The sequence below is a fragment of the Lysobacter concretionis Ko07 = DSM 16239 genome (genome assembly GCF_000768345.1).
Lineage (GTDB): Bacteria > Pseudomonadota > Gammaproteobacteria > Xanthomonadales > Xanthomonadaceae > Novilysobacter > Novilysobacter concretionis.
In genome coordinates this window covers 1-25,355 of the sequence record NZ_AVPS01000008.1, presented here as the reverse complement: position 1 = coordinate 25,355, position 25,355 = coordinate 1, and the positions used below count along the sequence as shown (strand labels likewise).

Here is a 25,355-nt window from a genome sequence, read left to right as displayed (position 1 = left end):
GCATTCATCGATGACCGCGCAACGAGAAACCTCGCTTGCGAACCTGTCTCAACGCGCCGCCGCGCGCTGGCGGAACCCGCCTGCCGGTTTGGAGTCGATCTCTAGGCCATGGCCCGCATCCCGGACGCATTCATCGATGACCTGCTCGCCCGCGCCGACCTCGTCGAGCTGATCGGCGCGCGCGTGCCGTTGAAGCGGCAGGGCAAGGAGTATGCGGCGTGCTGCCCGTTCCACGACGAGCGCTCGCCGAGCTTCACGGTCTCGCCGGCCAAGCAGTTCTACCACTGCTTCGGTTGCGGTGCGCATGGCACCGCGATCAGCTTCCTGATGAACTACGACCGGCTCGAGTTCCTCGACGCGATCGACGAGCTTGCCAAGCAGACCGGCATGGAAGTGCCGCGCGACACCGTCCAGCGCAATGCCAATCCCGACGGCCAGGCGCTGTTCGATGCGATGGCGGCGGCTTCGGCGTTCTTCCAGAAACAGCTGCTCGGCAGCCCGAAGGCGCAGTCCTATCTCGACGATCGCGGCGTGGATACCGACATCCGCGCACGCTTCGGCATCGGCTACGCGCCGGACGGTTTCAACGCGCTGCGCGACGCGCTCGGCACCGACCAGCGCCAGCTCGGCCTGCTCGAGCGCGGCGGCCTGTTCTCCAGGAACGACAGCGGCCGCATCTACGACAAGTTCCGCGACCGGGTGATGTTCCCGATCCACGACCGCCGCGGCCGCGCGATCGGTTTCGGCGGCCGCGTGCTGGACGCCGACGCCAGCCCGAAGTACCTCAACTCGCCGGAGACCGAGCTGTTCCACAAGGGCCGCGAGCTCTATGGCCTGTGGCAGGTTCGCCAAGCGCACAACAAGATCCCGCGGCTGGTGGTGGTGGAGGGCTACATGGACGTGATCGCGCTGTTCCAGCACGGCGTCGACACCGCCGTCGCCACCCTCGGCACCGCGACCACGCCCGACCACGCCGAGCTGCTGTTCCGCAACGCGCCCGATGTGTACTTCTGTTTCGACGGCGACCGCGCCGGCCGCGCCGCGGCGTGGAAGGCGGTCGAGTCGGTGCTGCCGCGCATGAAGGACGGCCGCCAGGGCTTCTTCCTGTTCCTGCCCGATGGCGAGGACCCCGACAGCATCGTGCGGACCGAAGGCGCCGCCGGTTTCGACGCCCGTCTGCAGGCGGCCACGCCGTTGTCGCAGTTCCTGTTCGACTCGCTGTCGGCCGACGTCAACCTGGGCACGCTGGAAGGCAAGGGCCGGCTGGCCGAGCGCGCCAAACCGCTGCTCGCGCAGATTCCCGATGGCGCGTTCGCCGACCTGATGCAGCAGCGCCTGACCGAGTTGACCGGCGTGGGTGCCCGCTCGAGCGACCCCGCTACCCACGTGCCGGTACAGCGCGTGCAGCGTGGACGCATCGGCCACGGCATCACCGCCCCGCGACGCAGCCTGGTACGCAGCGCGATCCTGTTGCTGCTGCAACAGCCCGCGCTCGCGCTGGAGCTGGAGCCGCCGTTCCGCTTCGCCGGACTGCGGCAACCCGGCATCGAACTGCTGGTCGACCTGCTCGGACTGATCTACGACCGGCCCGACATCGGCACCGGTGCGCTGGTCGAGCACTTTGCCGACCGCGAAGAACACGCCGCCCTGCAGAAACTCGCCGCCGTGACCCTGCCCGGCGACGCAACCACGTTGCGCGAGGAACTGCTCGACACGATCGCCCAGCTCAACCGGCAGACACTGCAGCAACGCATCGACGAGCTGCTCGCCAAACAGCGCCAGAGCGGACTGGACGACGACGACAAGGACGAACTGCGCGGGCTGTTGAACGCGCGCTTCGATTAGGAAATATCCGTACAACTCGACCTTCTGCTTGTCATTCCCGCGAATGCGGGAACCCAGCGCCTTTTGCTGTCGATGAACTGAAGTCGCTGGGTCCCCGCTTTCGCGGGGACGACGGCAGTTGTTGAGACCTTTCCTGGCGCGCGGGAACGATCAACCGCTTGGCGGCCGTCCCTCCCCGGCCGGGCCTGCGCCGATCAGGCGCGCCACGCTGAATCGCGGCAGCACTATCCGGAAATCCCAAGCGCCGCTGCCATCCACCTGATTGAGGTGCGCACCCGCGGATTCCCTGATCGGGCCACAGCGGTTGGTACAGGCCCAGAACTCGCCTTGCCGGGCGACGATATCCACGGAAAACGGATCCAGGTCGCGCAGGTACGAGCCCATCGGTCGCTGCATCTGCGGTGGCGCGTCGCGGGGCTTCTCCCGCATGGCGTGGACGTTGCCGGTCAGCACGACCAGACGCCCCACCGGCAGCGCCGCGAATGCCGCCCGCAAGGTGTCGGCCATCGCCGCGTCGCGCGCGTGATGGTCCCGCGCATCATCGGGGCCGAGATCGTAAGGCAGCACGGCCACATCGCGGCCACGCTGACGCATCACACGCAACGCGTCGACCAGATCCAGCATGTCGTGGCTGCGGCGACCGTCGTGCTGGTCGTCGGCACGTGACCAGAACGACGTCGATTGCAGTCGCGCACGCGCCGCGACGCCGCCGTCGGAATCCATGTAGGACTTCAGTGCCCCATGCTCGCCATGCGGCACTTCCAGCCCGAGCACCACAGGCGCGCCGTCCGCATAGGCGGCGACGAGCGTCTCCACCAGGACCGGGATCTCCCGCGTGCCGTGTTTCTCTCCCAACAGCAAAAGGCGATGTTCGCCCGCCTGGCTGCGGATCAGCTCCGACGCCGCGGCGATGCCTTCATCCAACCACCTGTCAGCCGCATGCGCCGGCATCGACAGCAGCAGGTAAACGGCAAGCACCGCATTCCAGCAGATCCATGACATGGCAGAACTCCTCAGGGGCGGCATCCGATGTGGGTCAGGCAACCGGCAAAGCAGGTCGCCCCTCACCCCATCGCACGGAACTCCATCGCCGCCGCCGGCTGCAGGAACGGCAGCAGCCAGTGGTCGACCAGCAGGAACGCGAACAGCGCCATCAGGTACACGATCGAGAAGCCGAACACCTTCATCGCGTAGCGTTCGTCCGGTGGGTCCATCAGGCGCCACGCGTAGTACAGGAACGCCACGCCGAGCACCAGCGCGCCGCCGAGGTAGAACAGCCCGCTCATGCCGGTCGCCCATGGCAGCACGGTCACCAGCACCAGCAACACCGTATAGAACAGGATCTGCCAGCGGGTGTACTCCACCCCGTGGGTGACCGGCAGCATCGGCACCATCGCCTTGCGGTAGTCCTCGCGGCGGAAGATCGCCAGCGCCCAGAAATGCGGCGGCGTCCAGATGAAGATGATCAGCACCAGCAACAGTGCGTGCGGGTCGAGCTGGCCGGTGACCGCGGTCCAGCCCAGCGCCGGCGGGGCCGCGCCGGCGAGTCCGCCGATCACGATGTTCTGCGGTGTCGCGTGCTTGAGGTACACGGTGTAGATCACCGCGTAGCCGATCATCGAGGCGAACGTCAGCACCGCGGTCAGCACGTTCACCCACACCAGCAGGATCAGCATCGACAGCGCCGCCAGCGCCAGCGCGAACAGCAACGCCTGGCGCGGGGTGACCTGGCCGACCACGATCGGCCGCCACGACGTGCGCGCCATCTTCGCGTCGATGCGCGCATCGAGCAGCTGGTTGATGGTCGCCGCCGACGCCGCTGCCAGCCAGATGCCGAGAAAGCCGAGCACCGACTCCTGCAGCGGCGGCAGGCCCGGCACCGCCAGGAACATGCCGATCGCCGCGGTGAAGATGATCAGTGCGACCACGCGCGGCTTGGTGAGATCCCAGTACTCGCGGCAGGTCTGGCGGAAGGAATGCGCCATCACGCCTCCGGCGCGCGAAGCCGCGCAAGCAGGGACACCAGCACGAACAGCAGCAGGACCGCGCCGGCGTTGTGCAGCACGGCCGTCCACAACGGCAGCGCGAGCTTGACGTTGGCGATGCCCAGGCTGACCTGGGCGATCGTCGCCAAAGCCAGCAGGCTCGCCCAGCCGCGCATGCCCGGCGTGCGCAGCAGGCGCCACGCAAACCACAGCAGCCAGGCGAACACCGCCACCGCCATCATCCGGTGCGCCATCTGGATCGCGATCCGGCTGGCGCCGTCCAGCACGCCGCCTTCGTAGTCCACGCCGATCCCGCGCCACAGCACGAAGCCTTCGCGGAAGTCGGTCGGCGGCCACCAGCGGCCGACGCAGGTCGGAAAATCGGTGCCGCAGGCCAGCGCGGCATAGTTCGCACTGGTCCAGCCGCCCAGCGCGATCTGCAGCCCGAGCAGCGCCAACCCGACGATCAACAGCTTGCGCAGCTTCATCGCGTCGGCCAGCCGGATCGGCAGGTTGGTCGATCGCCACGCCATCCACAGCAGCAGCGAGAACGTCAGCAGGCCGCCCAGCAGATGCCCCATCACCACGATGGGTTTGAGCAGCCAGGTCACCGTCCACATCCCCAGCAGGGCCTGGAAGATGATCACCGCCAGCGTGAATGCCGCCACGCGCGCCAGGTCGAGGTTGCTCCATCGCAACGCCGCGAACAGCAACAGTGCCTCGCCGGCGATGGCCAGGATCGACGCGCCCACATGATTGCCGCGCATGTACAACGGGATCGCGATCGCGACCAGCACCGCGGCGGCGACGATCTGCGCGATGCCGTGCCTGCGCCGGCGTGCCGCGAGCAGCGCCAGGGTCAGGGTCAGCACGCCGAGGGCGCCGGCGATCATGCGGTGGAACTGCTCGCGCCAGGCCTTGTCGACCTCCACCGGCCGGATCGCAGTGGCGGCGTGCTCGGCCGCGTGATGGGCCTGGGTCGGCCAGGCGGCGCGGCCGTAGCAGGTCGGCCAGTCGGGACAACTCAAGCCGGCATCGGACAGGCGCACGAACGCACCGAACACGATGACACCGACGGCCAGCGCGACGGCCAGCCAGGCCAGGCGGTGGAAGTTCCGGGTCGGCCGGACGACCGCCGGCCGGGAAGCGGCCGACACGGAAGCCGGGTGGAAGGAGGAGGCAGTCATGCAGGTCTCTTTGCGCGAAGTCAGATCAGTTTCAGCAGTTTGGCCAGATCCGCGCGCAATCCGCCGGCATCGAAACCAGGCGCGTAGCGCAGTACCACGAAGCCATTGGGATCGATCACGTACACCGGCACGCCGGCCGGATCGTCCACGCCGGGCAACGATGCGCGCCATTGGGGGTCCGGCCGGACCTGCCGCAGGGTGCGCGGCAGCACGACCTCGGTGGGCGGCATGCAGCTGGCTTCCGCGCAGATCCACAGCACGTGGACGCGGTCGGCGTCCTTGCCGAACAGCTGCCAGACGGTGTCCAGGTCATGGCCCAGGCGCGCGCATTCGGCGCCGCATTGCGTCGGCGGCGCCAGCACGATGCGCCAGGTCCGCTCGCCCGGGTTCCAGGGGTAGGGCGTGCCGTCCATCAGCACCGGCGTGACGGCACGCAGGTCGGTCGGCGGCTGCAGCAGTTCGCCGTGGTTCTTCCGGCCTTCCGGCTGCCAACCCGAGAACCGCAGCAGTCCGGCCACCAGCATGCTGCCGAAAAACAGCACGAAGATCGCGACCAGCATCGCGCGGTTGCGATTGCGGGCCCTGGTGTCGATCGGCGGTGTCGCCGCCGGTTGCTCGTTGCTCATCATGGATTGCCCGTCATGCAGCGGCCTTCGTGGCGCGCCGTGGTTGCTTGAAAGTGAGGATCAGTGCCGTAACGAATACCGCCAGCGCCAGCCCGAACCATTGCAGGGCGTAACCGCGATGCTTGTCCGGCGGCAGGGTGTTGGGCAGCAGCTCCAGGTCTCGCGCGTAACCCAGCGGCGACGCCGGATCCAGCCGCAGCACGCGCGGCGACAGGGACACGCCGGTTGCAGCCCGGATCGCCGGGATGTCGACCCGCATCAGCAACCAGGCATCGTCACTGCGCGCGATGCCGGGCCCCAGCGCGATGCCGCTCGATGGCGGCGGCGCCAACAGGCCTTGCAACATAAACCGGCCCTCCGGCCGCGGCACCGACGGCATCGTCCGATCACCCGGCAACGGCAACCAGCCCAGGTCGACCAGCAGCGGCGGGCCCTGGTCGGGATCGAAGATCCGGTACGCGCGCACGCCCACCCGCCCCTCGCGCTGCTGGTTGTCGAGCAGCAGGGCCGGGCTGTCGGCGAACTCGCCGGTACCCGAACTCCAGTCATACCGGTCGATGCCGTCCGTCCGGGCCGCGGCGGCAAGCGGCGCCGCCCGGCGTTCCGTCACGACCTGCACGGCGGCATCCAGCATCGCCTGCTTCTCGACCGCGCGGCGCAACTGCCAGAAACCAAGGCTGGTAAACACGGCGATGGTCGCCAGGGCCAGCAACCAGCCAATCAGCAACGTCGCGCGCCGGCTCATCCCTCACCCACCGTGGCAGGCTGCAATAATGCGCCCACACCGGCTGCCACGCCGGGCGGGGCGTTGCGGCGCCGGAGCAAATTGATGAAGACCCTGTTGATCGTCGGCTTCCTGATCCTGATTCTCTGGAACCTCGGTGCCGGCCTGTACTACATGCTGGTCGACAAAAGCGAGAGCAAACGAACCGTCAATGCCCTGACCCGACGCGTCGCGCTGTCCATTGCGCTGATCGTGATGGTGGTGATCGCCGCCAAGATGGGCTGGATCCAGTTCCACGGCATCAACGGCTAGCGTTGCCGCCTGCATACAAGGAGTTCGGCGGCCGGCACGCGACGCGTCGGGGGATCTTGCCTGTCGCACTTGGCCAACCGCACGGATCACGGCCAGCGTTGCTGCAACCTTCCGGACAATCCCGTCGATCCGGCGATGTGCGCAACCCGGCCGCGATAAGCAGATGGCGGGGTCGTTCCTGACGTGTCCTTACAGCACGTAGACGAACACGAACAGCATCAGCCACACCACGTCGACGAAGTGCCAGTACCACGCCACCGCCTCGAAACCGAAGTGGTTGTCCTTGGTGAAATGGCCCTTCAGGCAGCGGAACCAGATCACGATCAGCATGATCGTGCCCAGGGTGACGTGCGCGCCGTGGAAGCCGGTCAGCATGTAGAACGTCGAGCCGTAGATGCCGGAACCCAAAGTCAGGTTCAGCTCGGAATACGCATGCACGTATTCCTCGGCCTGGAAGAACAGGAACATGCAGCCCAGCAATACCGTCAGGCCGAGCCCGACCAGCAGCGCCGTGCGCCGACCGGCCTTGAGCGCATGGTGCGCGGCAGTGATGGTCACACCGGAGCTCAGCAGGATCAGCGTGTTGACCAGTGGCAGGCCCCAGGCGGGCACGGTCTGGTAGGCGCCGCCGACATCGCCGGGGCCGTTGCTCGGCCAGGCGGTGGTGAATGTGTCCCACAACAGGGCGTTGGTCATCGCGCCGTCGCCGGCGCCGCCCAGCCACTGCAGGGACAGCTGGCGCGCATAGAACAGCGCGCCGAAGAATGCGCCGAAGAACATCACTTCCGAGAAGATGAACCAGATCATCCCCATCCGGAAGGACACATCGACCTGGCGGTTGTACTTGCCGCTCACCGATTCGCGGATGACGTCGCCGAACCAGCCGAAAAACACCGCCACCAGCAGCGCGACGCCGACTATGAACGTCCAGCGCCCCCAACTGGTGGCATTGAGCCAGCCGCCGGCCCCGCTCATCATCACGAACAGGGCGACCGACCCCAGGATCGGCCAACGGCTGTGGTGCGGGACAAAGTAGACGTTGGCGTCTGGCGACGAGGCTTGGGCTTGGGCCATGGCGGCGGTTCCGTTATGCGTTGGATGCGATGAAGCGATCAGGGTGCGGATGCAGGTGTCGCAGCGACCGGATGGGCGCTGGATGCCTGCTGCGCGGTCAGCGCGTCATTCTTGAAGAACGTGTACGACAGCGTGACCGTCTTGATGTCTTTGGGCAAATTCGGATCGATGATGAAACGCACCGGCATGTCGCGTGTTTCCCCTGCGGCCATGGTCTGTGCGGTGAAACAGAAGCATTCGGTCTTGCTGAAGAAGCCCGAAGCGCGTGCCGGGGCCACCGACGGAACCGCACTTCCGACGATGGTCCGGTCGCTGTTGTTGTGCGCGTAGTAGGTGGTCTCGTACTGCACGCCCGGACGCACCTGCATGTTCAACTGGTTGGGCTTGAACGACCACGGCAGCTTGGAGTTCACGCCGCCGTCGAACTGCACCGTGACCATGCGGTCGAGCGCCTCCCCGGCGTCGGCGACGTGCTCGACCGCGCTGTTGTCCAGGCGGATCCCGAACACCTTCTGGCAGGCGATCCGGTACAGCGGTACCAGGCTGAAACTGAAAGCGAACGCGAGCAGCGCGGCCACCAGCATCTTGGCGATGCCGGCCGTCGCCTTGCGTTCTTCCTTCACCGGTGGCTGCCCGGAGCTCATCGCCCGATCACCCCGGTCAGGATGAAACCCACATACACCGCGGCCGCGACCAACGCGATCCACAGCGCGGTCCGCCGTGCGGCCTTGCGGCGCGCGGCGATCTCGTCAGGGGATCCGGGGGTCGGGGCCATGGCCTTCTATCGCTCTTCCTTCGCCGATCAGTGGCTGACGTCGCCGTGGGCGAGATCGCCATCGTGGATCACCGGCGGCACGGTGAAGGTATGGTGCGGCGCCGGGCTCGGCACGGTCCACTCCAGTCCACGGGCACCTTCCCAGGCGCGCGCTTCGGCCTTCGCGCCGTACTTCTTCGAGTGGCCCAGGATGACGATCATCATGAACGGGGTCAGGAACATGCCGAACGCGCCGATCGAGCTGACCAGGTTCCAGTCCGCGAACACCACGTTGTAGTCCGGGATGCGGCGCGGCATGCCGGCCAGGCCGAGGAAGTGCTGCGGGAAGAACAGCAGGTTGACGAACACCATCGTCCACCAGAAATGGAACTTGCCCCAGGCCTCGTTGTACATCCGGCCGGTCCACTTCGGCCACCAGTAATAGACCGCCGAGATCAGCGCCAGCACCGAACCGGTCACCAGCACGTAGTGGAAGTGGGCGACCACGAAGTAGGTGTCGTGGTACTGGAAATCGGCCGGCACGATCGCCAGCATCAGGCCGGAGAATCCGCCGATGGTGAACAGGATCACGAACGCGACCGAGAACAGCATCGGCGTCTCGAAGGTGAGCGAACCGCGCCACATCGTGGTGACCCAGTTGAAGATCTTCACCCCGGTCGGGATCGAGATCAGCATCGTGGCGTACATGAAGAACAGCTCGCCGCCCAGCGGCATGCCGGCGGTGAACATGTGGTGCGCCCAGACGATGAACGACAGGAACGCGATCGCGGTGGTCGCGTACACCATCGCCTGGTAACCGAACAGCGGCTTGCGGCTGTAGGTCGGGATGACCTCCGAGACGATGCCGAACGCCGGCAGGATCATGATGTAGACCTCCGGGTGCCCGAAGAACCAGAAGATGTGCTGGTACATCACCGGGTCGCCGCCGCCGGCAGCGTTGAAGAACGAGGTCGCGAAGAACTTGTCGGTCAGCAGCATCGTGACCGCGCCGGCCAGCACCGGCATCACCGCGATCAGCAGGAACGCGGTGATCAGCCAGGTCCAGGTGAAGATCGGCATCTTCATCAGGTCCATGCCCGGCGCGCGCATGTTGAGCACGGTGGCGATGACGTTGATCGCACCCATGATCGAGCTGACGCCCATCATGTGGATGGCGAAGATCTGGAAGGCCACGTTGGAACCGCCCTGCAGCGACAGCGGCGGGTACATCGTCCAGCCTCCGCCCATCGCGCCACCGGGCAGGAACAGCGTCCCCAGCAACATGATGAACGCGAACGGCAGAATCCAGAACGACCAGTTGTTCATGCGTGGCAGCGCCATGTCCGGCGCGCCGATCTGCAGCGGGATCATCCAGTTGGCGAGGCCGACGAAGGCCGGCATCACGCCACCGAAGATCATCACCAGCGCGTGCATCGAGGTCATCTGGTTGAAGAACTGCGGATCGACGAACTGCAGGCCCGGCTGGGCCAGCTCGCTGCGGATCACGACCGAGAACGCGCCGCCGATGATGAACATCGTGAAGCTGAAAAGCAGGTACAGGGTGCCGATGTCCTTGTGGTTGGTCGAAAGCAACCAGCGCTCGACGAAGCCCTGCTTGTAGGCATGCTCATCGTGGGACTCGGTAACGGGGTGCGTGGCAGCCATGGCCTAACCTCTGGATTCGTGTGGTGAAAAGCCGGCGCGCCGGTCAGCCGGCGACCGCAACAGCGGCCGCGGCGTCGGATTCGGGGGTTGCTTCGGGAGTGTCCGGGGTTGCTTCGGCCGGAGCGGCCGGAGCAGGCGCGCTCGCGCTCTTCTGCGCCGCCAGCCACTGGGCGAACTCGTCCTTGGGCAGCGCCTTGACCACGATCGGCATGAAGCCGTGGTCCTTGCCGCACAACTCGGCGCACTGGCCGCGGTAGAGGCCCGGGGTGGAGATGTCGGCCCAGGCCTCGTTGACGATGCCCGGCACCGCGTCCTGCTTCCAGCCCAGCGCCGGCACCCACCAGGAGTGGATCACGTCGTCGGCGGTGATCACGAAACGGACCTTGGTGTCGACCGGCAGCACCAGCGGGTTGTCGACATCGAGCAGGTAGTGCTGGTGATCGTCCGCCGTCGGCACCACGCCACTTTGGCGGAGCTGGTCGCTCTTGCGGTCCAGGCGGCTGGTGAACTTCACGCTCTCACCGAGGTATTCGTATTCCCACATCCACTGGTAGCCGGTCACCTTGACCGTCATTTCCGAATCGCGGACGTCGTACATCTGCACCAGCTTGGTGGTCGCCGGCGCCGCCATCGCCACCAGCAGCACCGCCGGGATCGCGGTCCACAGGATCTCCAGCCGGGTGTTGTGGACGAACGTCGTGTCCGCCACCGCGCCGCGCGACTTGCGGAAACGGAACATCGCGATCGCCATGGCGATGAACACCGCCACGCCGATGCCGACGCAGATCCACAACGCCAGCATGTGCGCTTCATACGCGTTGTTGGACAGGTGGGTGACGCCACGACCCATGTTGAGTTGCCAGGGCTGCGGGTCCGCGCTTTGCGCGAAGGCCAGCATCGGCATCGCCATGGCGGCAAGCCCCATGGTCCATTGCTTGAAACGACCGGCTTTCATCAATTCGAGCCCCAAAGTCCGCTGGTTGATCATAGAGTTGGCTGTGTTCCCGCTCCGCGAGCTGCCTGCCACTACGGCCCTGCGCGGCGGCGCTGGAACGAGTCGTGGACAGGTGGCTGGCGAGCCCCCTGGGGCCCGTCACGCCGGTATCGGCGCTACGGATAGCTGCCAAAGGGTATCCGTCGGGAGGATTTGCAGCAAGCAATGCTCTAGCTGGATCGCCGGAAAAACTCTTTGATCTGGATCAGTCCACCTTGTTTTGCAGGTTCTGGTCGATGGCGGTCGCCGACCTCGACCGGGTCGCTGAAACGCCCATGCCTTAAGGCATCCGCGGCCTTTTGTGCCTAGACTATCCCGATCCCTCCACCGCCCGATTTCGCGGACTCGATGACCATTCAATCAGCTTCTTCCGGCAACCCGGCACCACCGCGCGCGTTGATCACTCCCGAACTGCCGGTCAGCCCGGCCGGAACGCGCGCCGCACTCACCGCCGGCTGGGTTCGCGACGAGACCACGCACGTACGGCAACTGGCCGAGCAGGCGCGACTCCCGGACAGCGAACGCGCCGCCGCGCAGGCCGTGGCCGCCGACCTGGTCACGCGCGTACGAGCACGCGCGCACGATCAGGGCGCCATCGAGGCCTTCATGCGCCAGTACGACCTGGGCAGCGAAGAGGGCGTGTTGCTGATGTGCGTGGCCGAAGCGCTGCTGCGCATTCCCGACCAGGCCACCGCCGACAAGCTGATCCGCGACAAGCTCGGCGAGGCGGACTGGAAGCGCCACCTGGGCCAGTCCGATTCGGTGCTGGTCAACGCGTCCACCTGGGGACTGATGCTGACCGGCCAACTGGTCGACCTGGCGGACGACACCAAGCGCGACGTCCACAACGCGTTCAAGCGTCTGGTCGGGCGCGTCGGCGAACCGGTGATCCGTCTGGCCGTACGGCAGGCGATGCGGATCATGGGCCATCAGTTCGTCATGGGCCGTAGCATCGATGAAGCCCTGGCGCGCGCCCGCAAGGGCAACAACGCCAATTACCGCTACTCCTACGACATGCTCGGCGAGGCGGCACTGACCCAGGCCGACGCGCTGCGCTATCAGGATGCCTATCGGCAGGCGATCCAGGCGATCGGCGGCAGCGGCGACTTCACCGGCGCCGATGTGTTCGCCACCCCCAGCATTTCGGTGAAGCTTTCGGCCCTGCACCCGCGTTACGAGCACGCCAAGCGCGCGCGGGTGCTGGCCGAACTCGTCCCGCGCGTGCTGGAGCTGGCCCGGCTGGCCCGGCAGCACGGCATCGGCTTCACCGTCGACGCCGAGGAGGCCGACCGGCTGGAGCTGTCGCTGGACGTGTTTGCCGCGGCCTTCCGCGACGCCTCGCTGGACGGCTGGAACGGGTGTGGTCTGGCGATCCAGGCGTACCAGAAGCGCGCACCGGAGGCGATCGAGTTCATCGCCGACCTCGCCCGCCAGACCGGCCGCCGGATTCCGGTGCGACTGGTCAAGGGCGCCTACTGGGACAGCGAGATCAAGCGTGCGCAGGTCGATGGCTACCCCGGCTACCCGGTCTTCACCCGCAAGCCGAACACCGACGTGTCCTACCTTGCCAACGCACGCCGGATGCTCGACGCGGCCGATGCGATCTACCCGATGTTCGCCACCCACAACGCGCAGACCATCGCCGTCGTGCATGCGATGGCGAACCTGGGCGGGCGCAAGGTCGAGTTCGAATTCCAGAAGCTGCACGGCATGGGCGACGACCTGTATGCCGAGGTGATCCCCGCCGACCGCCTGGACGTGCCGTGCCGCGTGTATGCGCCGGTCGGCAGCCACGAGGACCTGCTGCCGTACCTGGTGCGCCGCCTGCTGGAAAACGGCGCCAACTCCAGCTTCGTCAACAGCATCACCGACGAGGACGTCGCCATCGACGACCTCGTCCGCGACCCGCTGCAGACCGTAGCCGATTTCCAGACCATTCCGCACCCCCGCATCCCGCTGCCGGTCGAGCTGTTCCGGAGCCATGCGGACACGATGAAATACTGCGACAGGAGCAATTCGATGGGCGTCAACCTTGCCGACGACAACCAGCTGCGCACGCTGGCCGAGCAGATCAATGCCGCCGCGCGCAGCGACTGGCAGGCCGAACCGCTGGTGCCCGGCGCGACCCTGACCGGCGAGCGCCTGCCGGTGACCAACCCGGCCGATCGCCGCGAGATCGTCGGCCAGTGGCTGCCGGCCGATGCCGGCGTGGTGGAGCAGGCGCTGCAGAACGCCGTCGCCGCGCAGCCGAAGTGGAACGCGACCCCGGCCGCGAGCCGCGCGGCGATCCTCGAACACGCCTCCGACCTGCTGGAATCGCGCACCGCGCAGTTCATCGCGCTGTGCACCAAGGACGCCGGCAAGACGATTGCCGACGGCGTCGGCGAGGTCCGCGAGGCGGTCGACTTCCTGCGTTATTACGCCGCCCAGGCGCGCACAATGTTCACCCCGCAGGCCCTGCCGGGACCGACCGGCGAGAGCAATGTCCTGCAGCTCAACGGCCGCGGCGTGTTCGTGTGCATCAGCCCGTGGAACTTCCCGCTGGCGATCTATATCGGCCAGGTCGCCGCCGCCCTGGCGACCGGCAACAGCGTGATCGCCAAGCCGGCCGAGCAGACCAACCTGGTCGGCTACTACGCGACCCGCTTGATGCACGAGGCCGGCGTGCCCGAGGACGTGCTGCAGTTCGTGCCCGGCGACGGCATTACCGTCGGCGCGGCCCTGACCCGTGACCCGCGCGTGGCCGGCGTCGCATTCACCGGTTCCAACGAGACCGCCTCGGCGATCAACCGCTCGCTGGCTTCGCGCGATGGCGCGATCGGCGTGCTGATCGCCGAGACCGGCGGCCAGAACGCGCTGATCGCCGACTCCTCCGCCCTGCCCGAGCAGCTGGTCAAGGACGCGCTGTCGTCGGCCTTCACCTCGGCCGGCCAGCGCTGCTCGGCCGCGCGCGTGCTGTTCGTGCAGGAAGACATCGCCGACAAGGTCACTACCATGCTGGCCGGCGCGATGGCCGAGTTGAAGGTCGGCGACCCCGGCCTGCTGTCGACCGACGTCGGTCCGGTGATCGACGAGGACGCACTGGAGATGCTGCAGGCGCATGCCGAGCGCATGGACCGCGAGGCGACCCTGATCGCGGCCGTCGAGATGGATGACGACACCGCCCACGGCAGCTACTTCGCCCCGCGCGCGTATGCGCTGAAGTCGCTCGACCAGCTCGACAGGGAAGTGTTCGGACCGGTCCTGCACGTGATCCGCTGGAAGGGCGGCCAGCTCGACCAGGTCATCGACGCGATCAACGCCACCGGCTACGGCCTCACCCTGGGCGTGCATTCGCGCATCGACGCCACGGTGGAAAAGATCGCCGCCAACACGCGGGTCGGCAACTGCTACGTCAACCGCAACCAGATCGGCGCGGTGGTCGGCGTGCAGCCGTTCGGCGGCCAGGGCCTGTCCGGCACCGGCCCGAAGGCCGGCGGCTCGCACTACCTGCCGCGCTTCGTCACCGAGAAGACGATCACCATCAACACCACCGCGTCGGGCGGCAACGCATCGTTGCTGACCCTGGGCGAGTAACGACCGCCAGACCAGGCCACGTCGCCATCGGCGTGGTCTGGGTCGCCCCGACCCAACGCCCAAAAAAAACCCCGCCGAAGCGGGGTTTTTTTGTCCTTGTTCCAGCGATCAGAACTTGTATTGCGCGGAGATGCCGTACAGGTCCGCACCGCCGTCGAACTCGCCGAACAGGCGCTGGCCACCGGCCTGCGGCGCGGTGATGATGCCGATCTTCGGGGTGTCCGGCTCCAGCCGGGTGTAAGCGAGGCTGAACTCCAGATTCGGGCTGAAGTTCCAGGTCGCGCCGACCGAGTACCACTGGCGATCCTCGTCCGGCAGGCGCGGGGTGCGGTGCGCGAACGTGGTCGGGGTCTCGTCATACGCGTAGCCGGCGCGGAAGGTCCAGGCATCGCTGAACTTGTACTCGCCGCCGATCGAGGCGAAGCGGGTCTCGCTCCACTCGAACGGTTCGACGCTGTCCGGATCCGGACCGGCGAAGTTGATGCGGACCTCGCGCAGCGACTCCCATTTGGTCTCGGAGTAGGTCGCGGCCATCGAGAACCGGTCGGTGAACTGGTAGTTCACGTCGACGGTGGTCATGCCCGGGGTGGTCAGCTTGGCGGACGCGTCGCCGTCGACGAAGAACGCGCCGCGACCGACTGCATCGAAGGTGGCGCGGGCCGGGGCCGGCACCGTCCAGTCGACCTTGCCGCTCAGGTCGTACTTCACCTCGGAGCGGTGGTTGAGGCCGATGCTGAGCTTGTCGGTCGGGCGGAAATTGACGCCCGCGATCCAACCCATGCCGGTGTCATCGCCCTGCACCTCGGCAAAACCGTCGGCGCCCTGCGGCAGGAAGCCCGGCACGCCGGCGCCCATCAGCGCCGTGCCGAAATCCACGCCCTTGGACAGGGTCACGTCGGCCTTGGAGAAGGTCAGACCCAGCCCCACCGACAGGCGGTCGGGGATGATGTCGACCGCGCCCGACAGCGCCAGTTCGACGATCTTCACGTCCGACTCGACCGCGTAGTAGCGGCCGACCCAGTCATTGTCGTACTTGGTCGCCAAGCCGAACGGGGCACTGACCATCGCGCCGATCGCGGTACCGTTGTCGAACTTGTGCACCAGCGAGAACGCGGGGATCGGAGTGAAATCGCCGGCGTTGCCACCGTCGCCGCCGCTGAGCGGGCGGCCGAGCACGTCAGAGCCGGAGCCCTGGAACTCGTAGTTCAGGTCGATCATGGTGACGTCGAACTGCGCCGCGGTGCCTTCAAACTGGGTCATGGTGGCCGGGTTGTTGACCACCACCGCGGTGTCGCCGGTCTTCACGCCAGCCCCGGCAAACGCGCTGCCCAGGCCCTTGACGCTGTTTTCCTTGAGCTGGAAGCCGGAGGCGTGGACCTGCCCCAGCGCCAGTGCGCCGGTGATACCCAGGGCAAGGGCGGACAGGCGTGTAATGCGATGTGCGTGTTGCATGCGTGTAATCTCCAATGGCATTGTTTTTGATCTGGTCTGCAGCGCCGGTCTCGCCGGTCACCGGCGGATACCGGAGGCTGCCGCCATACGGCACCGTGTCCACTATAGCCTGCCGATTAACCTCACGCTAACAATCTGCCGGCCACGCTGAACCGGTTCAGCGCTCGTCGCGTCGCCCTTTCCACCCGTTTCATCAGGCCGCTTCGGCCTCTCCTGGGTTCCTGCAACGTGTTCATTGCGATTCCATCCCGCCAGAAGGCACCGCTGCGCTGGGCGACGCCGCTGCTGTTCGCAGCATTGTGGATCTGCTTCACGTGGCTGGCGCTGGCGCCCGAGGCCTCGCAGCGCCATCTGCTGCTGGAATGGGGCGCGCTGTCGGGCGGCCTGACCACGCCGGTGGCCTGGCAGCAGTCGCTGTCGGACGGCAACCTGGTGCGGCTGGTCAGCGCGTTGTTCCTGCATGCCGACTGGGCCCATCTGCTGGGCAACCTGGTGTTCCTGCTGATCTTCGGCCTGCCGGCCGAGCGCGCCATGGGGCCGTGGCGGTTCGTGCTGCTGTTCCTGCTCGGCGGGGCGGTGGCCAACCTCGCCGCGGTGCTGGCGATCTCCACCCCGGACCGCCTGATCATCGGCGCCAGCGGCGCGGTGTCGGCATTGATCGGCGCCTATCTGGCGCTGTTTCCCGGGGCCCGGCTCGGGGTGGTGGTGCCGCTGGGATTGTTCCTGCAGTTCGTGAAAGTACCTGCGCCGCTGCTGATCGGGGTGTGGGCGCTGCTGCAGGTGGTGTTCACCTATATCGGCCCGGCCTTCGGTGCGGTGGCGTGGTCGGCCCACCTGGCCGGTTTCGCGTTTGGCGGCGTGTTCGCGTTGCTCACGCGCGCCGGGATCGCCCGCCGCCTGCGCCGCCGGCGCGGGTACTGACCGCACCTCGGACGGCAACGATCCGCACACCCGCACCGTACAATCCGCGCATGGCCAAGACGCTTTACAAGATCACGTTTTTCAACGCCGGCAAGGTGTACGAGCTGTATGCCCGGCGGGTCGGTTCAAGCGCGCTGTGGGGATTCACCGAAGTCGCCGAGCTGGTGTTCGACGTCCACGAAGGGCTGGTGGTCGATCCGACCGAGGAGCGCCTGCGCGATGAATTCGGCGGCACCAAAGTGTTGCACCTGCCGATGCAGAGCATCGTGCGCATCGAGGAAGTCGAACGCAAAGGCGCCTCGGCGATCCGCGACGCGACCACCGGGGAGAAGGTCGTTACCCCGTTCCCGCTGCCGGGCAAGCCGCGCTGATTGCGGGGAAAGACCGCGCAACGAGCCTTCCGAAGCCGCAAACCGGTGCTCTTCTGCCGGATGAGTCCGTCGCAGAAAGCCGCGGTCGCCCGGGACCGCGTCGGGATCAGCGTTTCGGCTTCGGCTTCGTCGCCAGTTTCTTCAGCTCCCCCAGCGCGGCGGTGATGTAGGAGTCGCCCTCCAGCACTTCGCCGGCCTGTTCGCCGGAACGCTGGTCACCCTCGCCATCCAGATGGCCGGGAAGGCTGGCCTCGGTATAGCCCATCCGACCACCGTGACCGGCGGACTGGTCGGCATGCAGGAGCACCGCCGGAACCACACCCAGGGCCTGGATCGACTTGCCACTGGGCGTGTAGTAGCGCGCGGTGGTGAGCTTGACCGAGTCGCCGTTGTCCAGCGGCAGCACGGTCTGCACCGAACCCTTGCCGAAGGTGCGGCTGCCGACCACAACTGCGCGGCCGTTGTCGCTCAGGGCGCCGGCGAGCACTTCCGATGCGCTCGCCGATCCGGCATCCACCAGCACCACCACCGGCGCACCCTGCAGGCGGTCGCCCGGGGTGGCGCTGAACATCGCGTCGCTGATCGGGATGCGACCGCGGGTGCTGACGATGGTGCCGCTGTCCAGCAACGCATCGGCGATCTGCACCGCCGCGGTCAGCAGGCCGCCGGGGTTGCTGCGCAGGTCCATGACCAGTCCGCGCAGACGGCCGCCGGCCTGCTGGTTGAGCGCCTCCAGCTGGCGCTCGAAATCCGCCGCGGTGTCGGCCTGGAAAGCGCTGATGCGGATGTAGCCGTAACCCGGCTCGAGCATCCGGCCGCGCACGCTGGCAATGCGGATCGTCTGCCGCTCCACGATCAGCTTCAGCGGCTCCGCCTCGCCTTCGCGCAGGACCGTCAGCTCGAGCTTGGTGCCGGCCTTGCCGCGCAACGAGGCGGAGTTGTCGTCGTCCGATGGTGTCAATGGCACGCCGTCCACGGCGACGATCACGTCGCCGGCCTTGATCCCCGCCCGCGCGGCCGGCGTGTCGTCGATCGGCGCGATCACGCGCAGGGTGCCGTCCGCCTGGCGCAGGATCTCCACCCCGATGCCTTCGTAGTTGCCACGCGATTGCTCGTCGAAGTTCACCGCCGCATCGCCTTCCAGGTAGGCGCTGTGGGGATCCAGATCGAGCAGCAGGCCGCGGATCGCCGACTGCATCAGCTTGTGGTCACCGACCGGTTCGACATAAGCGGCCTTGATCGCCTTGTAGACCGCCACGTAGCGGCGGATTTCATCCAGCGGGATATTCGAATCGCTGCTGCCGGGGCTGTCGGCGCTCGACTCGTCCGTCCTGGGCTGTCCACCGCGGGGCTCGTCCTGACCGGCCGGCGGCTCCTCATTGGCCGCGGGGGTGGCCTGCTCACCCTCCTGCACGGGATGGCCCTGGACCGGTGACGCGGACGGATGTTCGCCGGTGTTTTGCGGTGCGGCCTCCGGGGCTGGCAGGGCAGGAACCGGCGCGGCAGGCTGGCGCTCCTGCGCAACCGCCATCGGGAGGCAAAATGCCAGCGCAATGGCGAGGGCGAGCGGGCTCAGGCGACGCAGGGACATGGGCGAACTCCGAAGACGGGTGGCGTCAGGACAGGCGACGTCGATTATGTCGCGCGCATGGGCCGCGCAGGCAAAGACGCCCGCCACGGTAAGCCGCGACCACCGAATCGCGGGTGAAGCCGCGGGCATCAACGCTTGAGCCAGACATCCGGATTGACCGGATCGCCATTGCGGCGCAGTTCGAAATACAGCGCCGGCCGGCCGTGACCGCCGGACGTGCCGACGGTGGCGACCGGATCGCCACGCCGGACGGTGTCGCCGGCATCGTGCAGGACCGAATCGTTGTGCGCGTAAAGGCTCATGTAGCCGTTGCCGTGATCGACGATCAGGATCAGGCCGAAGCCACTCATCCACTCGGCGTAGACCACGCTGCCGTCGGCGACGGCGCGGACCGGGGTGCCGGCCGCCGCCCCGATCAGCAGCCCGTGGCTGGCCCGACCGTCGGGGAGCTTGGCGCCGTAACCGGCTATCAGGCTGCCGGCCAGGGGCCAGCCGGCGCCGCCGACCGCGGGGCCGCCGGCGATCGACGCGGGAGCACTCGGGGCACGCGGTGGCGGTTGCCCGGCGCGCTTGGCCGCCTCTTGTGCGGCCCGGGCTTCGCGCTCGGCCTTGGCGGCCGCCGCACGGCGCTCGGCGGCCGCACGGGCCGCCGCGGCGCGCAGTTTCTTCAGCACCTGTTCCAGCCCCTGGGCATCGCGGCCCAGGGCCTGTTCGCGTTGCTGCCGGTCCTGGTAGCGCTGGTCGAGTTCGGCGACCAGTTGCTGGCGCGCTTTCCGGTCTTTCTCCAGCTGCACCAGCCGGGCCTGCTGGCGCGCGCGGGCCGCGTCGAGTTCGGTGCGGCGGGCGACGATCTCCTGCTCCAGCGCATCCACCTCGGCCAGTTCGGCGGACAAGGACGCGATGCGCCCGGCGCGGTCGGCCTGCAGGTAACGGTGGTAGGTCAGCAGGCGGTTCGCATCGGCGACGCGGTCCTGCGCCAGCATCAGCTTCAATGGCGCGGCCTCGCCTTGGGTGTAGGCGGCACGCAGCAGGCGGGCGAGCTCGTCACGGCGATTGCCGAGGTTCTTCTGCAAGCCGTCCCGACGCTGCTGTACCTGCTCCAGCTGCGTCTGGCTGGCCGCCAGTTCGCGCTCTGCGTCACGCAACTGGCGGCTGGATCCGGCGACCCGCTCATCGGCCTGACGCAATTGCCGGGTCGCCGCACCGCGCCGGGTCTCGATCTCCCGGCGCTCCCCGGCGACCGATTTGAGCTCCTTCTTGATCGTCTGCAGCCTGCGCTCGGTATCGCGGCTGTTCTGCGCGTGCACCGGCGTCGCCACCAGCCAGGCGGCCGTCAGCACGACGGCAACCCGCACGACCCTCGCGGACCCACTGCCGACGCCTGCGCGCGAGCGGGGCATCAGTCGAGGCGTCCGTCCAGCAGCAGGCTGTGGCCGGTCATCTCCGCCGGCTTGGGCAGACCGAGCAGATCGAGCAGGGTCGGGGCGACGTCCCGCAGCGAGCCGCCCGCCCGCAGATCCGCGGAGCGCGGACCGACATACACCAGCGGCACCGGGCCGACGGTGTGCGAGGTATGCGGTTGCCCGGTGACGGGGTCGCGCATCATTTCCACGTTGCCGTGGTCGGCCGTCACCAGGATCGCGCCGCCGGTGTCGCGCACCGCCGCGACGATCGCGCCGATCGCGATATCGACCGCCTCGACCGCCTTCACCGCCGCTGCCAGATTGCCGCTGTGGCCGACCATGTCGGGGTTGGCGATGTTGCAGATGGCGACGTCGATGTCGCCCGAGCGGATCGCGGCGGTGAGCTTTTCGGTGACCTCCGGGCAGCTCATTTCCGGCTGCAGGTCGTAGGTGGCGACGTTCGGACTGGGCACCAGGATGCGCGTCTCGCCGGCATAGGCGTCCTCGCGGCCGCCGCTGAAGAAGAACGTCACGTGCGCGTATTTCTCGGTCTCGGCGATGCGCAGCTGGCGCATGCCGTTGTCCGACAACACCTCGCCCAGCGTGTTGCGCAGGTCATCCGGGGCGAACGCGACCTGGGCCGGCAAGCGGGCGTCGTACTCGGTCAGGCACACGAAGCGCGACAACGCCGGCCGCCGCGCCTGGAACCCGGTGAACGCCGGCGACACGAACGCCGCCGCCAGTTGACGGGCGCGATCGGCGCGGAAATTCATGAACACCACCGCATCGCCATCGGCCATGGGCAACGACTCGCCGATCACGGTCGGATCGACGAACTCGTCGTTCTCGCCGCGCGCATAGGCCTCATCCAGTGCGGTCAAGGCATCGGCGGCACGATGATCGGCCCGGCCTTCGACGATCGCGTCCCAGGCCTTGCGCAGGCGATCCCAGCGCTGGTCGCGATCCATGGCGTAATAGCGCCCGCAGACGCTGGCGATGTGCGCGTTGCCGGCCTGTGCGCAGGCCTGCTGCAACTTCTGCAGGCTCGGCCGCGCCGAACGTGGCGGCACGTCCCGTCCATCCAGGAATGCGTGCACGGCGACCTTCGCCACCCCTTCGCGACGTGCCAGCTCCAGCATTGCGGCGATGTGGGCTTCGTGGCTGTGCACGCCGCCCGGCGACATCAGTCCGAGCAGATGCAGGGTGCCGCCGTTGGCCTTGACCGCGGCGCAGGCGGCGCGCAGTTCGGGGTTGGTGAAAAAACTGCCGTCCTCGACCGCGGCGTCGATCCGGGTCAGGTCCTGGTAGACGATGCGCCCGGCACCGAGGTTCATGTGGCCGACCTCGGAGTTGCCCATCTGTCCGTCGGGCAGGCCCACATGACGACCCTCGGTGTGGATCAGCGTGTGCGGCGAGGACGCCAGCAACGCATCCCAGTTCGGCAAACGTGCTTGCGCGATCGCGTTGTCGGCGGTTTCCTCGCGGTGTCCCCAGCCATCGAGGATCAACAGCACGACGGGGCGGATGGCGGACGGCGGGGAAACTGGCACGGTATGGACCCGATGACTTTGGACAGGGGTGGATTGTAGCGAAGGGGCGTATCAAGCTCGTATCGGGAGGCCACCCGGCGCGGATCGCAACCGCAGCCGGCCGGGTTCGGGCCTGCGGCTTCAACCTCCCGTGCCTGCGCCGCATCCCAGATGCTTCGCCCCCTCATTACCGGAGCCCCACCATGACACTACGCCAAACCAGCCTTGCCCTCCCGCTTGCGTTGGCCCTGCTCGTTCCCGCCACGGCATCCGCTGCCGAAGGCGATATCAGCAAGGTCAACGGGGCAATCCAGGTCGACGCCGACAACCGGAATGTCGGCAATCTGGACACCGTCAACGGCTCGATCACGATCGGTGCGCGCGCCGTCACCGGCGATGCGGAAACGGTGAACGGCAGCATCAAGGTCGACGACGACTCACGGGTCGGCGACCTGTCCACGGTCAACGGCAGCATCCGAGCCGGCCGCAATGTGCAGGTCAACGACGACGTGGAAACCGTCAACGGCCAGGTGTTCATCGATCGTGGCGGCGTGGTCCGCGGCGATGTCAGCACCGTCAACGGCGCGGTCGGCGTCGTTGGGACGCAGATCCACGGCAATATCGACATGGTCGCCGGCAACCTCACCGTAGGCGCCGATTCGCATGTGCACGGCGGGATCCATTACCAGAAGTCGAAGCCGCAATGGATCAGCATCCGCAAGCACGACCCGCGGGTGGTGATCGGGCCGAACGCGCAGGTCGACGGGCCGCTGGTGTTCGAGCGCAAGGTCACCCTCCATGTCCATGACAGCGCCAGAATCGGGACTGTCACCGGTGCCACCGCCGTGAAGTATTCCGGCACCCAGGTGCCCGCCGGCGACTGACGACAACGGTACGGTCGCGCGGTGGCGGCGCGCGGACCGGCCGCAGGTGCAGCGGCGTGCGAAGCCGGGTCGTTGCCGATGCGCCGCTGCTAGTATCGACAATCCCCGCTGACCCTGGAGGACGCATGTCCCGCATTCCGCTCCTGCCCGCCACCTCGCTGGTCGCCGCCGCACTGGTGCTGGCGGCCTGCAACAAGCCGGCCGATGCGCCGGCCGCCCCATCCGGCATCGCTGCCACGTCATCGGATGCACCGATCAACGCCGCCGACTTCGCCGAACGGGTGAAGACGCTGGCCTCCGATGACTTCGCCGGCCGCGCGCCCGGCAGCATCGGCGAGGAGAAGACCGTCGAGTACCTGAAGGCGGAGTTCGAGCGCCTCGGCCTGAAGCCGGGCAACGGCGACAGCTACTTCCAGACCGTGCCGATGGTGGAAACGACCGCCGACGAATCGACCCGGCTGCATCTGGTCGTCGACGGCAAGCCGCGCGACCTGAAGTTCGGCGACGACATGGTGATCGGCACCCGCAGCGGCCAGACCGAGGTCAAGATCGCCGACAGCGATCTGGTGTTCGTCGGCTACGGCGTCAACGCACCGGAGCTGGGCTGGAACGATTACGCCGGTGTCGACGTCAAGGGCAAGACCGTGGTGATGTTCATCAACGATCCCGGCTTCCATGTGCAGGATGCGGAGTTGTTCGAAGGCAAGCGGATGACCTATTACGGCCGCTGGGTCTACAAATTCGAAGAGGCCGCACGCCAGGGTGCCGCGGCGGCGCTGATCATCCACGACACCGACGGCGCGTCCTATGGCTGGGACGTGGTGAAGAACTCCTGGTCGGGCGCGCAGTTCGACCTCGCCGTCGCCGACGATCCGGAGCCGCGCCTGCCCGCGCAGGGCTGGATCACCGGCGACGTCGCCCGCCAGGTACTTGGTGAGCTCGGCCAGAACCTGGACACGCTGTACCAGGCCGCCAACCAGCCGGGCTTCAAGGCGATCCCGCTGAACGCCTCGCTGTCACTGGACCTCAAGAGCACGATCACCGAGAAGTCCTCGCGCAACGTCGTCGCCCTGCTGCCCGGCACCACGCGCCCGGACGAGGCGGTGGTGTACATGGCGCACTGGGACCATCTGGGCGACCACGGCCACGAAGGCCAGAACGGCGATGGCCCGGCCGTCGACAACATCTACAACGGTGCCGTCGACAACGCGACCGGCGTGGCCGGCATCCTCGGCATCGCGCAGGCATTCGCCACCCAGCAGCCCGCGCCGGAACGCTCGGTGCTGTTCCTCGCGGTCACCCTGGAAGAGTCCGGACTGCTTGGTTCCAAGTACTACGTCGCCCATCCCAGCATCCCGTTGGACAAGACGGTCGCGGTGATCAACCTGGACGCGATGTCGGTGATCGGCCGCTCGCGCGACATGACAGTCGTCGGCATGGGCAGTTCGGAGCTGGAAGATCTCCTGGCCGGGATCGCCGAACAGCAGGGTCGCGTACTGCTGCCGGAATCCACCCCGGAGAGCGGATTCTATTTCCGCTCCGACCACTTCAACTTCGCCAAGGCCGGCGTGCCGGCGCTCTACGCGAAGGGCGGCAACGACCTGATCGAAGGCGGTCAGGCCGCCGGCCAGAAAGCGGAAATCGACTACCGCGACCACCGTTACCACAAGCCGGGGGACGAGTTCGATCCATCGTGGAAGCTCGATGGCGTGGTGCAGGATCTGCAGGCGCTGTATGGCGTCGGCCGCGAACTGGCCGGCAGTGACCAGTGGCCGAACTGGTATCCGGGCAACGCCTTCCGCGCCGCACGGGACGACATGATGGGGAAGGCAGACAAGACGCCGTAATATCGGCAAGCCCACCGGAAATCAGCAGGGACCGGCGAGATCCGGCCTTGCTCCACGACTACGGCACCTGATGGGTGCCGTAGTCGTTTCCCGCTACCCTGGCGCCTCCTCACGATCGGAGTGCGCGCCATGACCTTGTCCATCGCCTACTGGTGTGTAGCCATCGCGGCCCTCCTGCCTTATCCGTGGGCAGTGATTGCGAAAGCGAGCGGCGAGAAACTCGACAACCGCGACCCGCGCGGCTGGCTGGCCCGCCAGAAAAACCCCCGCTCGATCCACGCCAATGCCGCCCAGCTCAACGCGTTCGAAGCCTTCGCACCGTTTGCCGCCGGTGTCGTGCTGGCCCAACTCGCAGGCGTCGAGCACCACACGATCGCCGTGCTGTCGATCATCTTCATCGTCTGCAGGGTCCTGCACGGCGTGTTTTACCTTGCCGACAAGCCCACCTTCCGCAGCCTGAGCTGGACCGGCGGGTTGGTCTGCGTCGTCGCTTTGCTGGTTCAAGCCGCTCTGCTTGCCAACTGATCGCCGCTCATGCCCGCTGTGCCCGCCACCAGCAAAGTTCGATCTTCCAATCCGGTACCACCAGGCGCCTCGTTCCGGGGCGCCGTGGTG

General features: G+C 67.4%; 21 protein-coding genes and 1 pseudogene. 8 read left to right on the top strand and 14 right to left on the bottom strand.

Annotated features, from left to right (window positions below; genetic code table 11):
- Nucleotides 1-108: 108 nt before the first annotated feature.
- Complete coding sequence (gene dnaG / locus N792_RS10380) at nt 109-1,845, top strand: DNA primase (protein WP_036194851.1); 1,737 nt, start codon at nt 109-111, stop codon at nt 1,843-1,845.
- 150 nt (nt 1,846-1,995) lie between these two features.
- Here the strand turns inward: dnaG and N792_RS10375 are convergent, their stop codons facing one another.
- The 5 genes from N792_RS10375 to N792_RS10355 form a co-directional block, all read right to left on the bottom strand.
- Nucleotides 1,996-2,847, bottom strand: coding sequence for a TraB/GumN family protein (locus tag N792_RS10375; RefSeq protein WP_036194847.1), 852 nt, complete (start codon nt 2,845-2,847; stop codon nt 1,996-1,998).
- Nucleotides 2,848-2,909: 62 nt separating this feature from the next.
- Entirely contained in the window at nt 2,910-3,830 is a 921-nt protein-coding gene (cyoE, locus tag N792_RS10370; RefSeq protein ID WP_036194844.1) for a heme o synthase, read from the bottom strand.
- Nucleotides 3,830-4,987 (bottom strand): COX15/CtaA family protein, encoded by a 1,158-nt coding sequence (locus N792_RS10365; RefSeq protein ID WP_036194840.1) that lies wholly within the window; start codon nt 4,985-4,987, stop codon nt 3,830-3,832. Before N792_RS10365 ends, cyoE begins: the two co-directional genes overlap by 1 nt.
- A 50-nt stretch (nt 4,988-5,037) precedes the next feature.
- Nucleotides 5,038-5,643 carry a hypothetical protein gene (locus tag N792_RS10360; RefSeq protein ID WP_036194835.1) on the bottom strand — a complete coding sequence of 202 codons (606 nt, stop codon included), beginning with the start codon at nt 5,641-5,643 and terminating at the stop codon, nt 5,038-5,040.
- A gap of 13 nt (nt 5,644-5,656) precedes the next feature.
- Nucleotides 5,657-6,388: an SURF1 family protein gene (locus N792_RS10355; protein ID WP_036194832.1), complete on the bottom strand. Its 732-nt coding sequence runs from the start codon at nt 6,386-6,388 to the stop codon at nt 5,657-5,659.
- Between the two features lie 84 nt (nt 6,389-6,472).
- Between N792_RS10355 and N792_RS10350 the strand changes: the two genes are divergently transcribed.
- Nucleotides 6,473-6,679 carry a twin transmembrane helix small protein gene (locus tag N792_RS10350; RefSeq protein WP_036194829.1) on the top strand — a complete coding sequence of 69 codons (207 nt, stop codon included), beginning with the start codon at nt 6,473-6,475 and terminating at the stop codon, nt 6,677-6,679.
- A gap of 189 nt (nt 6,680-6,868) precedes the next feature.
- Here N792_RS10350 and N792_RS10345 read toward each other — a convergent pair whose 3' ends face one another.
- From N792_RS10345 to coxB, 5 genes are read right to left on the bottom strand one after another with little or no spacing between them, the layout of a single operon-like run.
- On the bottom strand, nt 6,869-7,753 hold the full coding sequence (locus tag N792_RS10345; protein WP_036194826.1) for a cytochrome c oxidase subunit 3: 885 nt from the start codon (nt 7,751-7,753) through the stop codon (nt 6,869-6,871).
- A 38-nt stretch (nt 7,754-7,791) separates the two neighbouring features.
- Nucleotides 7,792-8,397 carry a cytochrome c oxidase assembly protein gene (locus N792_RS10340; protein WP_036194824.1) on the bottom strand — a complete coding sequence of 202 codons (606 nt, stop codon included), beginning with the start codon at nt 8,395-8,397 and terminating at the stop codon, nt 7,792-7,794.
- Nucleotides 8,394-8,528, bottom strand: a complete 135-nt coding sequence (locus tag N792_RS14285) for a hypothetical protein (RefSeq protein WP_255516693.1) — start codon at nt 8,526-8,528, stop codon at nt 8,394-8,396. The genes N792_RS10340 and N792_RS14285 overlap by 4 nt, the downstream gene beginning before the upstream one ends.
- Nucleotides 8,529-8,555: 27 nt before the next feature.
- The gene (ctaD, locus tag N792_RS10335; protein WP_036194821.1) at nt 8,556-10,172 is read right to left on the bottom strand and encodes a cytochrome c oxidase subunit I; all 1,617 of its coding nucleotides are present in this window, start codon (nt 10,170-10,172) and stop codon (nt 8,556-8,558) included.
- Nucleotides 10,173-10,215: 43 nt separating this feature from the next.
- Nucleotides 10,216-11,097: a cytochrome c oxidase subunit II gene (coxB, locus tag N792_RS10330; protein WP_084105739.1), complete on the bottom strand. Its 882-nt coding sequence runs from the start codon at nt 11,095-11,097 to the stop codon at nt 10,216-10,218.
- A gap of 417 nt (nt 11,098-11,514) precedes the next feature.
- Here coxB and putA point away from each other — a divergent pair, with 417 nt between their 5' ends.
- Nucleotides 11,515-14,742, top strand: a complete 3,228-nt coding sequence (putA, locus tag N792_RS10325) for a bifunctional proline dehydrogenase/L-glutamate gamma-semialdehyde dehydrogenase PutA (protein WP_036194817.1) — start codon at nt 11,515-11,517, stop codon at nt 14,740-14,742.
- Between the two features lie 108 nt (nt 14,743-14,850).
- Here putA and N792_RS10320 read toward each other — a convergent pair whose 3' ends face one another.
- On the bottom strand, nt 14,851-16,194 hold the full coding sequence (locus N792_RS10320; protein WP_052103957.1) for an OmpP1/FadL family transporter: 1,344 nt from the start codon (nt 16,192-16,194) through the stop codon (nt 14,851-14,853).
- A gap of 228 nt (nt 16,195-16,422) precedes the next feature.
- On the opposite strand from N792_RS10320, the gene N792_RS10315 reads away from it, so the two are divergent.
- Both N792_RS10315 and N792_RS10310 read left to right on the top strand, forming a co-directional pair.
- Nucleotides 16,423-17,115 carry a rhomboid family intramembrane serine protease gene (locus tag N792_RS10315; RefSeq protein WP_036194814.1) on the top strand — a complete coding sequence of 231 codons (693 nt, stop codon included), beginning with the start codon at nt 16,423-16,425 and terminating at the stop codon, nt 17,113-17,115.
- Nucleotides 17,116-17,165: 50 nt separating this feature from the next.
- On the top strand, nt 17,166-17,486 hold the full coding sequence (locus N792_RS10310; RefSeq protein WP_036194811.1) for a DUF1820 family protein: 321 nt from the start codon (nt 17,166-17,168) through the stop codon (nt 17,484-17,486).
- A gap of 106 nt (nt 17,487-17,592) precedes the next feature.
- On the opposite strand, the gene N792_RS10305 is transcribed toward N792_RS10310, so the two are convergent.
- From N792_RS10305 to gpmI, 3 genes are all read right to left on the bottom strand, one after another.
- Entirely contained in the window at nt 17,593-19,077 is a 1,485-nt protein-coding gene (locus tag N792_RS10305; protein ID WP_036194808.1) for a S41 family peptidase, read from the bottom strand.
- 128 nt (nt 19,078-19,205) lie between these two features.
- The gene (locus N792_RS10300) at nt 19,206-20,477 is read right to left on the bottom strand and encodes a murein hydrolase activator EnvC family protein (protein ID WP_052103955.1); all 1,272 of its coding nucleotides are present in this window, start codon (nt 20,475-20,477) and stop codon (nt 19,206-19,208) included.
- The gene (gene gpmI, locus N792_RS10295) at nt 20,477-22,030 is read right to left on the bottom strand and encodes a 2,3-bisphosphoglycerate-independent phosphoglycerate mutase (RefSeq protein ID WP_036194802.1); all 1,554 of its coding nucleotides are present in this window, start codon (nt 22,028-22,030) and stop codon (nt 20,477-20,479) included. Before gpmI ends, N792_RS10300 begins: the two co-directional genes overlap by 1 nt.
- Before the next feature lie 182 nt (nt 22,031-22,212).
- On the opposite strand from gpmI, the gene N792_RS10290 reads away from it, so the two are divergent.
- The 3 genes and pseudogenes from N792_RS10290 (at nt 22,213) to N792_RS10280 (ending at nt 25,265) form a co-directional block, all read left to right on the top strand.
- Nucleotides 22,213-22,893, top strand: a complete 681-nt coding sequence (locus N792_RS10290; RefSeq protein ID WP_036194799.1) for a DUF4097 family beta strand repeat-containing protein — start codon at nt 22,213-22,215, stop codon at nt 22,891-22,893.
- 125 nt (nt 22,894-23,018) lie between these two features.
- A pseudogene (locus N792_RS10285) lies at nt 23,019-24,716 on the top strand (M28 family metallopeptidase); the annotation flags it as partial.
- A 153-nt stretch (nt 24,717-24,869) separates the two neighbouring features.
- Nucleotides 24,870-25,265 carry an MAPEG family protein gene (locus tag N792_RS10280; protein ID WP_198025592.1) on the top strand — a complete coding sequence of 132 codons (396 nt, stop codon included), beginning with the start codon at nt 24,870-24,872 and terminating at the stop codon, nt 25,263-25,265.
- The last annotated feature ends 90 nt before the right edge of the window (nt 25,266-25,355 follow it).